Here is a 13879-nt window from a genome sequence, read left to right as displayed (position 1 = left end):
TCGTAATTTAATAGGATTGGCTTACCGTTTCATAGGTTTATTGTAGCATTACAGCTGAAAGCGCTACTTTACTGAGGTTAACCAACCATAGGCCGCCACTTGATTATAATTGACCAAAGTGGGTTTAAACGCCAAACAGCGCAAGCGGAGACGCACGCTATCGTGCTTAAAGCTCTCCCCTTGCGCTGCATCGCTCAAACCATTAACCTTCGATCATCTTCTTGTAGGCATCCATTTGTTTCTGAAGCTCGGCAAGCACTTTGTCGTAGCCAGCGGTTTTCAGCTTGCTGCGGAATTGCTCAACTGCCTGCGCCGGATCTCCTGCTTTGCCGTACGTAATCGCAGGTCCCATCTCGCCCGTTACCTGGGTCATCGCTGTCAGTTCAGCCTCAACCGGTGTTTTATCAAACACGAATTGGCCGTACGGATAAGGCTTTTTGATTTTGTCGTATTCCGCGTACAATGTTTCTTCCAGCTGATCCCATGTCGTTACGCTCGGGATTTCAAATTTATCGACGCGGCCGCCCCAGAAGTCAGCATAGAAACTATCCTTGGCTTCGTCATAGCCTTCTGGCTGCGTGCGTTTGCCGTCTTTCACTTCGTATTGAACGCCTTCCAAACCGTAATTGATCAGGTGATAAATTTCCTCGTCATTGCGGATAAGATCATAAGCCATCAGTGCACGTTCAGGGTTTTTGCTGTGCGCTCCGACGGACGTTCCGCCATGCGTGATGGAAAGCTCAGTCAAATTGTTGCCGCCCGTGCGGTTAAATGGGAACATTTGCAGCTCGGAGCCCGGTTGGTCCTTATCCATCTGCACGCGCAGGCCGCCGAAGGTTTGGGTATGATGCTGATCAAGGCCCGACAAGCCGGCACGCAAAGCGGAGCGGTTATCGTTCTTATTGTTCAGCACATCCTCGCGCCAGTAGCCTTTATCCGCCCAATCCTTCATCAGCGTAGCGAAATTCAGGAACGTGTCTTCGAATACCGGGCTAACTACCGTAAATTTCTCATCATAGGATTTCGTCGTGAATACCGGCAAATAACCGGTTGAGATCGGAAGCTCCAGCTGATCCGTGTAGGACTGCGCATAACCGCCCCAAGTGCTTGTTGATGCAACGGCATCCCAAGGAATGACGCCTTCTTTGTTATCCTTTACGAATTGAAGGTATTGGCCGATGCCTTCCCAATCTTTGATCGGATCGGTAATGCCCGCTTCCTTCGCCCAGTCGCCGCGGTAGAAGAAGCCGTGGTTAACCCATTGCGTGTAATCATTTTCCGGAATCAGCACGATATTGCCGTTATACTTGCTCTCTGCCCAGTCCTCCTCGGGAATAGAGCTCCATGTCTGAGGCGCATATTCCGGCAGCAAATCATCCAGGTTCATAAATGCGCCGCGCTGCGCATTGCCCCAAGTGTCCAGCCAGTCCGTCCCGATCGTAATCAGGTCGACCGCTTCGCCGGACGCCAGCAGCAGGTTGTATTTGGTTTGCCAATCTGCCCACTCGACCCATTTCCACTCAAGCTCGGCATTGATTTTTTCTTTCATTTTTTTGTTAACCTCGGCTAAAACCTTCTCGAACTGTCCGTTTTTCGGCTTATCGCCAAGCACGACGTAGCTGATCTTAACGAACTTGGACGTATCCGCTCCTTTTTCTCCATTCGCGACGTTCGTGCTGCCATTATTGCCTGTCCCGGCGTTTTTGCCGCCTTCGTTTTTCTCCCCGTTATTACCTGAGCAAGCTGCAAGGCTGAAGATCATCATCATGGCAATCAGCAAGGCGGAAACCTTCTTATAACCCATCATCGCACTTCTCCCCTTTTTTTTCATAAATCGGGCATTGCCCGTTATGTGAAGTGGCCTTTTTAGCGGCCCTCGGCACATCAGCCTTTTACAGCGCCAACCGTAATTCCCTTAATGAAATACCGCTGTACGAACGGATAAAACAGGATAACGGGTCCAGTCGCCACGACTGCGGTCGCCATCTTCATCGATTCCAGCGGCATATCCCGAAGCTGCACATTGGATGCGGCCGAGGAATTACGGATAAAGTCGGCGCTCGTCACCACGTTATACAAGAACAGCTGGAGCGGACGGTACTTCATATCCGGCGAGAGGAACAGCATCGAATTGTACCATTCGTTCCAATACCCCAGCGCGATAAACAGGCCGATTGTAGCCAGAGCCGGCGTCGTCATAGGCAGAATCAGCTTTAGGAAAATCGTAAAGTCGCCCGCTCCGTCGATTTTGGCGGATTCGGTAATGGCATGCGGGATGGAGCGCACGAAGCTTTTCATCATAATAATAAGAAACGGACTAAGCAGTCCCGGCAGCAGCACGGCCAAATAGTTATCTTTGAGCGACAAATACTGCGTCATGAGCAGGTAAAACGGAACAAGCCCCCCGGAGAACAGCGTCGTAAAATAAATGAAAAAGGAAATGCCGTTCCGATACCCAAAGTCCGGACGCTGCAGCGCGTAGCCGGTCATCGCCACGAGGAAGAGCCCAAAGGCCGTCCCTACGATCGTAATCCCCATGGTAACGAGGTAAGAGCCGATAATGAGATCAGGATTCTCAAATACGATTTTGTAAGCAAAGGTGCTAAAGTCGCGCGGCCAAAAATTAAAGCCGTATTTCTTGATCGTCCCCTCCGCCGTCAGCGATGTGCCGAGTACGAGCAAGAAAGGCAATAGACAGCATAGAGAAAAAAACGAGATGAACAGATATCCGAATAGCTTGACGATGACTCCGCTTATATCGGTGCGGATGCTGCGTGATTCTTCGCTGTTTTCCATAACTGGCACCTCCTAAAATAACGAGTTTTCGGGCGAAGCCTTTTTCACTAGCCAGTTTGCGGTCAAGACGACCACAAATCCGAACACGGATTGATAGAGACTCACTGCGCTGCCGATCGAGAAGTTGAAGTTCGTCATCAGCGATCGGAACACATACGTTTCAATAATATCGGTCGTCGGATACAAGGCCGTATTGTTGGCTCCCACAAGGTTGAAGAACAAGCCGAAGTTACCTTTGAGAATGCCCCCGAGCGAGAACAGCATCAGGATGATGAAGGTTGGCTTCAGCCACGGAAGCACGATGTAAATAATGCGCTGGAACGCATTCGCGCCGTCGATTTCCGATGCTTCGATAATCTCGTTATCCAGGCCCATAATAGCGGCGAAATAGACGATGGACCCGTAGCCGGTTGACTGCCATAGGAAGGTCAGCACGATAATGAACGGCCATATTTTCGGATCGGAGTACGTTTTGACAGGCTCCATGCCGAGCGATTCCAGCATCGTGTTCAATATGCCGTAATCGAAGCTCAAAATGTTGTAGGCGATCAGGCCGATCAGCACCGCCGAAATGAAATGCGGAAGAAACATGAGCGTCTGCGTCACTTTTTTGAACCATTTGCGGCGGATCTCGTTCAGAAGTATGGCTACGAAAATTTGCAGCACGTTCCCTAGTACAATGAATACCAGATTGTAGGCCACCGTATTGAACGAAAGCCGCCATAGATCGCCGTTAATAACGAGAAAACGGAAGTTATCAAAGGCGACGAACGGGCTTTTGAAAATACCGTCAGAGTAATTGTAGTTAATAAACGCCAGATACAAGCCGGGCATCGGCAAATACGCAAAGATAACAAAAAAGGCAATGGCCGGCAAGCACATGAGCAAAAGCGTTTTGTTGTTCCAGAAGCGCTTCATCTTGCCTCCGCTCATTCGCTGAAGCTTCCTCTGCGGCTCCCTTTCGGCTATGGTTGTTTCCATCCTAAGTCCCCCTCGCTGTCCTTAACTAGACGGATATAAATTGAATCGATTCCAATCGTCCTTGCTGCTCCCGGTCTACCGCTTCCAGCATGATCGCCAAGCTTCCCTTGCCCGCTTCATACCAAGCTCCCGGCAAATAAAAGGAATCTGGACTTCCACCCGTTAACACGGGCCTGTTCGCATCGCCCGGCAGCCAAATTCGTCCGACGATCCGTCCCTCCAGGAATACGGTTAATTTCATGCCCGTCCCAGAAACCTTTGCCCGCCAGCCCGCTTCAGCCACCGAATTAACCGTGGAAGCAAAGAGCCAAGCCGTCTCGCCCGGCGTAAGCAGGACAGGAAATTCCTGCACGGCAGCGTCTAGCTGTACACTCTCTGCGTACTCGAAGAGCTCTGCCTCCTCCGCGGCGCTCACCGTCCAGCCCTCAGCCTCATGGCCTTCATAGAGGTAAACCTTCCCGGAAGGAAGACCAAGCACCCGCTCTACATATACAGTAAGCATTACCTGCTCGCCCGCCGTGACATGCTCCGAAATATCGATATAAGGATCGAGCGGATGAACGGCGCCAATCTCCTTGCCGTCCACGAACAGACGGGCAAGGGATTGTATGCCCTTGAAATGCAGCGTCCACGAGCTCGCGTCCGCAGAAGCCCGGAAGCGCTTCCGGTAATACTCGAATGCGGGATGGTCCGGAGACAGCCAGCCTCCAAAATTAACGAGCGGCCACATGCTGTCATCGGGCGACTCGGCAAGTTCCCTGCGCAGTTCCCGATCTGCCGCGCGGTATACGCTCCAGCTGCGGCTGAGGTCCCGCGACTCCGTGATTGCCGTCAATCCCCGCAGTCCCTTCATCGCATGAAGACGAAGTCCCGGAAGCCGCGCGTCATCAAAGTTCGAATGTCCCCAAATTTCCACTCGGGCCAGCAGCTTGCCGTCTTCTTGCAGCTCTTTGTTGAACGGGAGGAAGGCGCTGCCCCCGCCAGGCGTTAATGTACCGGCATATTGGCTGCCTGCATAAAGCGATACGACATCGCTGCCTTTCCGAAGAATAAAGCCTTGCACCGCTTTGCCTTCCGGCAGCTTGACTGCCGCTTCGTACCAGGCAAACCCGCGGTAAATCCCGGCTTGCTCCAAGTAATCCGCCTGCTCCATTGCTGCCTTGCCGCTATCCCTATTTGCGGACATTGGCGCTGCACCGCCATCCAGAACGCGGAGCTTCCATTCGGCTGCCGCCGCTTCCGGCATGTCGGGGTAGCTGTGCGGGCTCCCTATATGAATCGCGCCGCTGTCGTCCAGCCCCTCCGTATAAAGCGCTTTCATTCTATCCGTTATAAAAAGCTTAAGCTCCCGTCCGTCCGCTGTAAGTACTCGGCAACAGCTGTCTGCCTCGCCGTCGAACGTTACCGTCAGCCGTCCTTCCGACCATTCGGCCGCGGCATGGTCCGCTCCCACCTCGGCATCCGGATCCAGCTGTACAATGATTTCTCCGCTTCCCTCCGTGTGGAAGAATAAGTTGGCCCCATCGGTTAATTGTTCCGCCTGAAACAGCTCTGCGGTTGAACGCTCGAGCAGTCCCTCAAAGCCCCATAGGCTTAGCGGAACCTGGTAAGGAAGCGCCAGCGACCGTCCGGCTTTTAGCGTAAATCCACCTTTTGCCGGAGCATTTGCTTCATCGGCAGCCCTAAGGGCGATCTCTTTATCCCGCTCATCCAAATTGGTTACGAACAGAAGGCTGCCGCCGCCGTTAAGCTGCAGCGAGTAGGGACCTGCCACTCGTTCGCGGTCACCGGTTAAGACCCATGCGGACAAAAGGCCGTCTGCGGCGGCTGCCTCCGCGAGCGGAGCGCCGTAAGCCTTAATCATCCTGCCGAGCATTCGGCCCTCATAGGCTTCCTCGCGAATATGTCCCTCCGGCGAGATCATGCCGCCAAAATCATAATCCGAGGTCATGAACGCCAGCGGCTTACCCCAATTGTTCGTGGCGTTCGTAAACCCGAAATCCGTGCCTGACACCTGCAGATAGGGACCGAGCAGCTTCGCCCCGCAGGAAAGCAATCTGCGAAGCAGGTAATGCGCCCGATTCGTCTCCGTTACGAGCAGCGGGTAGCCAAGCCCCGCTAAGGTTTCGTTATAATGCAGCACCTTCTGCTCGAATTCGGGGTCCCGATTATCCGGATAAAAGTTGCAGGTTGGAACAACGTTCTCGGCCAGCCCCGATGCTTGCAGGATGCCGCCTTGGCCCGCGCAAGCGAACAGCGGAACCGTAATTCCGTGGCTCAAAGCCATATCGCGCAATGCTCTAATATACCCTTTCGGATCATGGCAATCATAGAAATCGAGCTCGTTATCGAGCTGGACGCCAATGACCGTACCTCCCTCTCCTGCTTGGTACTGCTTCAGCAAAGGCAGTATGCGGTCAAACCATTTCGCAACATAGCTGAGGAAGCCCTCATCGTTATCGCGAAGCTTCAGCTCTTTTGTCAGCAGATAAGCCGGCAAGGCGCCGCCATCCCATTCGGAACAAATATAAGGTCCCGGTCTGGCAACGACGTATAAGCCCGTTTCCGCCGCCGCCGTTAAGAAGGCCGATATGTCGCGTTCGCCGCTAAAATCCCATTCTCCTTCACTTTTTTCATGGTAGTTCCAAGGAAAATAAACATCGATGCTGTTATAGCCGAATGCTTTGACCTGCTCCATCCGTTCCTTCCAAAGCGCTCTTGGAATACGGAAATAGAACAAGGAAGCACATAGCAAGATATGTGAGCTGTCCCCAATTTTCACGGCGTCCGCATTAAATTGCACGGCTGCTCTGGCTTCAATTTCCATGAACATGTCATAACCTCCACCAAAAAAAGTAAAAACCCGAAATATGTAACCCGTTTCATGAAACCCGTTACACTATTAGTTAAAAATAAATACACTCTCATGACCGGTGTTACAGAACGCGATTCTGCACGGAAATTTGATGTGTATTGATTTGGTTGCTGCTTTGTAGGAAGAAGTCCAGCTGAACATGTAACGGGTTACATTTTTACCGGCGACACCATATAATCTTTTGACAACTTGATTCTATTCACAAATGTAAGCGTTGTCAATCTTTTTTTTAAAACTAATTCTTATGCGTTATTCATTTCTTGCGGAGGGGCCGTAGACTCCCTGACAATCAGCTCAGGCCTTAGTTTCGTGTTTTTGCTCACTTTGTTTTTGGTAATCATCTGATGGAGCAGCTCGGCTGCATTCCGTCCAACGTCATAGCATTTCAAGGAAATCGTCGTCAGCTCCGGAATGCTGTTGGAGGCGTAAGGAATATCGTCAAAGCCAATCAGCGACAGCTCCTCCGGCACGCGGATCCCTGCTTTATGGGCCGTCTTCATCACACCGATAGCAACGAGGTCGTTGGCGCAAAAAATAGCCGTTGGACGCTCCGGCAGCTCAAGCAGCTGGTTCAAAAACCGCTTCCCGCTCTCTACGGAAAAGCCTCCGTTAAGTATCCATTCTTTGCGTATCCTTAGTCCGTTCTTCTCCATGGTTTTGACAAAACCACGAACGCGCTGGGTCGTATTGGACATATGCTTGTAACCTCCGGCGAAAGCGATATGCCGATGTCCAAGATCGATGAGATGCTGCGTCGCAAGCTCTGCCCCTTCAAGCTCATCGGCATACACGCGGGTCATCCCCTCGCCCGGCAAGTTCCCGTTTATAAGCAGCAGCGGTACCCGCTTGCTTGCTTCAACCACTTCGCCGACCAGCTCCTTGCTCGGCTTTGCCAGATTGATTCTTCCGCCAATCATCACGATCCCGTCTACCTGCTTCTCCATAAGAATACCCAAATATTGCGATTCCCGCACATATTGCGCTTCTGAATCGCCATTTGTCGATACCGTATCGCAGAGAAAAAACGTATATCCCTTGCTGCGCGCCTCCTGGTCGAGACCCGCCAACACTTCCGGAAAAAAAGGATTTGTAATATCCGGCAAAATGACGCCAATCATCCCTGTTTCTTTCTTGAACAGGCTTCTCGCTAACGCATTCGGCTGAAACTGATGCTTCGTTATCAGCTCCAGAACACGTTCTCTCGTCGATTTTTTAACCGGCGCCGTGTTATTGATTACGCGCGACACCGTAGCTACCGAGACGTTAGCTTCCCTAGCAATATCATAGACAGTAACCGGCTTGATAGCGGCACGCTCCTTCATCCAAATTCCATACTTTTGTAGAATAACAGACTTTTCATCAAATAGGAACGAGCAGTTCCCATGATTTACAAATTAACCCATTAAACATTCTAACGACAGGCGCCATGCATTCCTTTTATTCAAGAAACGATTAACCTGCAAAAAAGGCAGTTCCCCCAGCCTCGATGCTGAAGGAACTGCCTTTTCCTTATGCGCTGCCTTTGCTTTCCTGTTCGTCCTTGCTCTCCGTCACGAGCTCTCGCGCGGAGCTTTTGAACTCGTGCAGCGTACGGCCGACCGCCCTCCCGAGCTCGGGGAGCTTCGAGGGCCCGAATACGATTAAAATGACGACTAAAATCATGATCAGCCCTGGCAGACCAATGCTCTGCAGCATGAACACTCACCTCTTTTTTAGTGATCGGATCGACTGGCGATGACTTCACAATAGCAGATGCCATACAGGATGTCTTGAAGTATGTCAGATAATATAACACGGTTTTTTCCTAAAAATAATTCCATATATAGAAGTTTATTTCCGGTTGTACGATCCGTCTAATTCGATTGTAAAACGTTGGGTTCATCATCTAATGACAGCTCCTTTCTCCCACATTATCATTAGGTACACATCAAGTTTGCGTTATTTTTTATGACATAACTTAGGAAAGGAGCGGCCTTTTGTAACGGCAAATCCAAGTACAAGGAGCTGTCATCATGTCGTTTATGGATAAACAAGTCATGCATATCGGAATGGTAAGCGAGCTTACCGGAATATCGGAAAGACGGATTCGTTACTATGAAATTCGCAAGCTTATTTGCCCTAAACGAACCATGGGAGGCACTCGCAAATATTCGTTCCGCGATATTGAGAAGCTGGTCGAGATCAGCGAGCAAATGGAAACCGGATGGATGACGGCGGAGATCAGGCACAGCGCCAAGAAACATCGGACCGGCTCCGCCGCGAATGGTTAGGAGGGCTTACGCCATGCCGGCACAACCGGGTCTCATCGATCATTTAACCGAGCTTCGCAGAAGAATCATTTACGTGCTCGTTATGTTTGCCTTTGCTTTATGCGGCGGCATCGCGCTGGTCCGCCCCGTCCTGGCCTATTTGCAGCTATCCTATTCGCCTGCTCAGCCTGTCCTATGGAATGCCTTCTCGCCATTTGACGCGCTGCAGCTCTACGTGCAAACTGGAGTTGTGATAGGCGTAGGCGCCTGCGTTCCGTTCATTTTGCTCCAGGTATGGCTGTTTGTTAAGCCGGCTTTGACTTTGAAGGAGCGTAAATCGGTTCCTTGGCTCATCCCTTTCGCGTTTCTGTTATTTCTCATCGGGCTGGCCTTCAGCTGGTTTATCGTTTTTCCGATGGCTGTCCAGTTCGCGTCCTCCGTAACCCGCTCCATGGGATTGGTTGAAACCTACGGAGCCGCGCAATACATTCAATTTCTGTTGCGAATCATTTTGCCTTTGTCCCTCGCCTTCGAGTATCCGATCGTGCTTATTTTTTTGGCCCGGCTCGGTCTTGTCACGCCTGAGCGGCTTCGTAAAAGCAGAAAATTCGCTTATGTCATTCTAGTTACCGTATCTACCATACTGACACCGCCCGATTTTATATCCGCCTTCATCGTGCTTATTCCCTTAGTCATTTTGTACGAGGCGAGCTTTCCCCTTGCAAAATGGGCAAACAAAAAAAGTGATTAGAGGAGGAATTACAGTTGGATCAAGAAAATAAAGGCTTGTCCCGCAGGGAGTTTATAGGAAACGTCAGCAAAATAGGCGGTGCTTCGGCCGTTCTTGGCGTCATGGGCACCATGGGTCTCTTCTCGCCCGATACCGCAAGCGCAGCCGCCGAGACGAAGAAAGAGAATTCAAAGTCCAAGAAACCGGGCAAAAACAGCTCCTATATGCTGTTAAACGTACGTCTGGAGAGCGGATACGGCTATGAAAACGGGCAGGTTACCGCAACCGAAACCGTCCTCCGCAACCTGCAGATCGACAAAGGAAAGATCACCAAAATACTCGATACGAAAGCTGCCTACGCCAAAACCATGGACTGTTATGACGCAAAAGGCATGCTGCTCCTGCCTTCCTTCCGGGATATGCATATCCATTTGGATAAAACCTTTTACGGCGGCCCTTGGCGAGCGGTCAGACCGACAAAAAACGGCATTTTCGACCGGATTATCGAGGAACAAACCTTGCTCCCGCAGCTGCTTCCGACCGCACAGGCACGGGCCGAAAAACTCATAGCGCTTATATTGGGCTACGGCTCGACCTACGTTCGGAGCCACTGCAATATCGATCCGACCGTAGGCCTCAAAAACTTAGAAAACCTGAAGCTAGCCTTAGCCAGCTATTCGGATAAAATCTCCCATGAAATCGTAGCCTTTCCGCAGCATGGCCTGCTCCGCTCCAATGTCGAGGGCATCATGCGCGATGCCATGCAGCTCGGTGTCACGCATGTCGGCGGTTTAGACCCAACCCTGGTGGACGTCGATATGGAAAAATCGCTGCAAACGATGGTGCAAATTGCCGTGGATTATAAGGCTGGCATCGATATTCACCTCCACGAGGGCGGGGAAACGGGAATCAAGGCCATCCGCCGCTTGGCCGACCTGACCGAGGAGGCCGGCCTGCAAGGGAAGGTTACGGTCAGCCACGCTTTCTCGCTCGCTTCTCTGCCTGCAGGCGCCGATGTTGAAATGGCGGACCGCTTGGCATCGCTCGGCATATCCATCGCATCCTCCGTGCCCATCGGAAAAAGCGTCATGCCGATTCCGCTGCTTCAGAAGCAAAAGGTTAACGTCCTGCTTGGCAACGACAGCATCACCGATCACTGGTCGCCGTTCGGAATCGGCGATACGCTGCAAAAGTCGCATCTTGCCGCCCAGTTATACGGCTGGTCAAGCGAATACAACTTATCCAGAGCTCTCTCTCTCGCAACCGGCGGCATTACGCCTTTGGACGAGTCGGGCAAGCAAGTATGGCCAAAGGTTGGCGATGCCGCTACCGCTGTGCTTGTTGCGGCAAGCTGCTCGGCCGAGACGGTCGCCCGGCTGCCGAAGCGCGAAGCGGTATTGCACAAAGGCACACTCTCCTCCGGCACGCTTGAAGCTGTGAAGCCAAAGAGATAGCTGCATTTAAGTTTTTAAATTCTTGTTTTTCCACAAAAAAAAAGCTAGCCGCTCCTGATAGGAGCAGACTAGCTTTTTTGTATATTTTCACCCTGATGTCCGGTTAGCTTTTGGCAGCCGTTCCCGTTTTCCCGAGCTCATTCCTGCGCCGCAGCCAAATGCTTATGCCCGCCGCGAACATGATCATTCCCGTAGCGACGAATATCCAGTGGATACCTACTGCCAGTCCAAGCAAACCGCCGATGAGCGGCCCAAGCATGGATCCGACTTGATTGGCGCTCGTCGTGAGGCCAAACGATCTGCCTCTGAACTGCTCGTCCGTGCTCTGCACGACAAGCGTGTTGACGATTGGCGATATCCCGGCCATAAACAAGCCGAATATGAATTGTACGACCGCAAACAGCCATAAATCTTGGACAAAAAACTGCATGCTGACCACCAGTCCGGCGCAGAGCAAGCATACGACGAGAATGCGGTAGTAGCCCTTTCTCTCACCCAGCCTTCCCCAGATCGGCGAAGCCAAAATGCCGGCGATCCCAATAAGCGAGAGCACAAAGCCCGCCGATAATACGGCCCCTTGCAATCCGCCTTGCAGCTTGGCGATATGCAGGGTAAGCAGCGGCTGAATCATATTCACCGAAAGCTGGAACAGCGCAAGCAGCATAAGCATGCTCATGAGCGCGCGGTTACGAAACGCCATGCGGTACGTGACCGGCTTCTCCCGCTTTTTGTCAGCTGCCTCCGCCTCCGCTTTCCCTTCTTTCACCCAAATAATAACCGCCGCTGTCGCAGCCAGTATGATGATAGCCGCTACCACGAACGACCTTCTTAAACCGAAGGCTTGCGCCAGCAGACCGCCAAAAAGCGGACCGAGAATCCCGCCGGTCATCGTACCCGCTTGCATCATGCCAAGGCTCCAGCCAAGCTTCTCCTTCGGCGCGACTGTGGCTACAATCGACATGGATGCCGGGACGAAGCCGCCTACGAAGCCATGCAGCATTCGAACGCCGACGAGCTGCCACGGCGTCTGCACAAACGCGATTAACGCATAGATAACGGCTAAGCTGAGTCCTGCCCGAATGACCATTTTTCGCTTCCCGTACTTGTCCGCAAGCAATCCCCACAAAGGGGCCATCACGGCCCCGACAAGAAAGGCAGAGGAATGCACAATGCCTGCCCATAGGTTGACGGAGCTTTCCGGTACGCCCAAATCGAAGAGAAACAACGGCAGGAACGGAACTGACATCGTATAGCTTGAGCTGCAAAACAATACGCCGAACCAAAGAATCCACATTGTACGCTGCCATGATTGCAACTTGGTCATCCCTCCTTGCCCTGCTGATCAATATCCGGTCCTAACTCACTATTACCCACTATACGCCTCCTTTACGATTTGTTCAAAAACCGCAAAGGGGCGTATCCACAAGAAAACGCCAACAAAACCTCTTTTGTTTAAGTGTAACAAGGTTTTTTGAGCTTAGAGCGGATCTTTATGGGATTCAGTGACTTTACATTAGGCGGATACAGCGAACAGCGGCAGCCAGGGACTCTATACTCGTCCCTGGCTGCCGCTGGCGCTGTCTGTTGCTGATGGTCACCTTTAACCACCTTAAACGTTAACCGCTAAATACTCTCAATACACGCAAACCGGTACCCTTGCTGCGTTCATCCTTCAGCCCCGTATTCCTTACGGTAATATGGCTTATTTGCTGATCCCCCGCAAGTGAAAACATCGCAATGACTGGACGAAACGCCCCCAAGCACCAATCGTCAAATAAATTCACCTGATGAAAAGTTAACCCATCTAAGGAATACTCAAAGATGCCGCTGTCCGGGCCGCAAAATAACAAAAGCCCCGCGCTCTTTCCGCTCACGGTAAACGACAGCAAGGCCAGCTCGCTGCCGGTGCAAAGATGTTCGGCACCGTATCGCCAGTTGATAAGCGGCTCTGGCACCGTATCCACGATCGTGAAGCCAACATGCGAAGCCGCTGCTTCCCGGACATTCAGCATAACGCCATGCTCATAGTTTCGATCATCTAGAGGCGAAGGAAGAGCCATGTTCGAAGACCCATCGATAGATGGAACATCACCCATGAGAGCAGCGTTCAAAAACTCCCTTATATCCTGCGCATAAAGCGCATAGCCTGCATCATTCGGATGGACGAGGTCCGGAGCGAGCTCCTCCCAGCGTGCCTGCCCTGCCTCTATCCGCGCATAGATACGGGCAGCAAGGTTCACGGAAGGAAGATCGTAACGGTCAGCGACCTCCTCATGAACAGCGATATTAAACGGCATTTCCGCTGACAAATTCTTTTCCGCCGCCGTATACACCAAACAGATGTCTGCATCGGGCGACAGCCGCCTGCACTGCCGCACGATGCCCTCCATTCCCCGGATGGATTCTTCCCGGTCCTCGCCGTCATTGACGCTGAATTCCACAAACAACAAATCAATCTCACCCTGATGCAGCACATGCTCTTTTAAGCGAAAAGCGCCAAACGTGGAATTCGTCCCGCCAACTCCCGCATTGATGCATGTCGCCCCCGCAGAGGAAAAGCGTTCCTTCAAAAAATGCCCGGTCAACGCCCGCCAGCTGGTCTTATCCGGCTCGGAGGCGCCATAGCCCTCCGTAATGGAGCCCCCTAGAAAAGCAACGGCGATTGGCGCTTTGCCGGCCAGCTTTTTATTCAGATTGGGCAAGCCGCGGCGAAGCTTCACATAACCGCTTGTTTGTTCTTCGAATTTGCTCACCGTAAATCTCCTTTTCAATTTGTTATTTTCAAGCACGGCAC

Annotated in this window: 11 protein-coding genes; 3 read left to right on the top strand and 8 right to left on the bottom strand. The window is 51.9% G+C overall.

Going from position 1 to position 13879, the window contains the following annotated elements; genetic code table 11:
* Positions 1 to 202 precede the first annotated feature (202 nt).
* From MRBLPE1_RS32345 to MRBLPE1_RS32320, 6 genes are all read right to left on the bottom strand, one after another.
* On the bottom strand, positions 203 to 1807 hold the full coding sequence (locus MRBLPE1_RS32345; protein WP_364154445.1) for a DUF3502 domain-containing protein: 1605 nt from the start codon (positions 1805 to 1807) through the stop codon (positions 203 to 205).
* Positions 1808 to 1884: 77 nt separating this feature from the next.
* Positions 1885 to 2796, bottom strand: coding sequence for a carbohydrate ABC transporter permease (locus tag MRBLPE1_RS32340; RefSeq protein ID WP_364154443.1), 912 nt, complete (start codon positions 2794 to 2796; stop codon positions 1885 to 1887).
* 12 nt (positions 2797 to 2808) lie between these two features.
* On the bottom strand, positions 2809 to 3729 hold the full coding sequence (locus MRBLPE1_RS32335) for an ABC transporter permease (RefSeq protein ID WP_364154621.1): 921 nt from the start codon (positions 3727 to 3729) through the stop codon (positions 2809 to 2811).
* Between the two features lie 73 nt (positions 3730 to 3802).
* The gene (locus tag MRBLPE1_RS32330) at positions 3803 to 6610 is read right to left on the bottom strand and encodes a beta-galactosidase (protein ID WP_364154441.1); all 2808 of its coding nucleotides are present in this window, start codon (positions 6608 to 6610) and stop codon (positions 3803 to 3805) included.
* Positions 6611 to 6894: 284 nt separating this feature from the next.
* Entirely contained in the window at positions 6895 to 7956 is a 1062-nt protein-coding gene (locus MRBLPE1_RS32325; RefSeq protein WP_364154619.1) for a LacI family DNA-binding transcriptional regulator, read from the bottom strand.
* Positions 7957 to 8161: 205 nt separating this feature from the next.
* Positions 8162 to 8347: a twin-arginine translocase TatA/TatE family subunit gene (locus tag MRBLPE1_RS32320; protein WP_308995493.1), complete on the bottom strand. Its 186-nt coding sequence runs from the start codon at positions 8345 to 8347 to the stop codon at positions 8162 to 8164.
* A 317-nt stretch (positions 8348 to 8664) separates the two neighbouring features.
* On the opposite strand from MRBLPE1_RS32320, the gene MRBLPE1_RS32315 reads away from it, so the two are divergent.
* From MRBLPE1_RS32315 to MRBLPE1_RS32305, 3 genes are all read left to right on the top strand, one after another.
* Positions 8665 to 8922 (top strand): MerR family transcriptional regulator, encoded by a 258-nt coding sequence (locus tag MRBLPE1_RS32315; protein ID WP_364154438.1) that lies wholly within the window; start codon positions 8665 to 8667, stop codon positions 8920 to 8922.
* Between the two features lie 13 nt (positions 8923 to 8935).
* Positions 8936 to 9652 (top strand): twin-arginine translocase subunit TatC, encoded by a 717-nt coding sequence (gene tatC / locus MRBLPE1_RS32310; RefSeq protein ID WP_364154436.1) that lies wholly within the window; start codon positions 8936 to 8938, stop codon positions 9650 to 9652.
* Positions 9653 to 9855: 203 nt separating this feature from the next.
* On the top strand, positions 9856 to 11085 hold the full coding sequence (locus tag MRBLPE1_RS32305; RefSeq protein ID WP_414698954.1) for an amidohydrolase family protein: 1230 nt from the start codon (positions 9856 to 9858) through the stop codon (positions 11083 to 11085).
* A 103-nt stretch (positions 11086 to 11188) separates the two neighbouring features.
* On the opposite strand, the gene MRBLPE1_RS32300 is transcribed toward MRBLPE1_RS32305, so the two are convergent.
* Together MRBLPE1_RS32300 and MRBLPE1_RS32295 are read right to left on the bottom strand one after the other, a co-directional pair.
* Entirely contained in the window at positions 11189 to 12409 is a 1221-nt protein-coding gene (locus MRBLPE1_RS32300) for an MFS transporter (RefSeq protein ID WP_364154430.1), read from the bottom strand.
* 292 nt (positions 12410 to 12701) lie between these two features.
* Positions 12702 to 13838 (bottom strand): SGNH/GDSL hydrolase family protein, encoded by a 1137-nt coding sequence (locus MRBLPE1_RS32295; RefSeq protein ID WP_364154427.1) that lies wholly within the window; start codon positions 13836 to 13838, stop codon positions 12702 to 12704.
* Positions 13839 to 13879: the final 41 nt, after the last annotated feature.

The organism is Paenibacillus sp. LPE1-1-1.1, from assembly GCF_040676435.1.
Classification (GTDB): Bacteria; Bacillota; Bacilli; order Paenibacillales; family Paenibacillaceae; genus Pristimantibacillus.
This window is presented reverse-complemented; position numbering and strand designations above follow the sequence as displayed.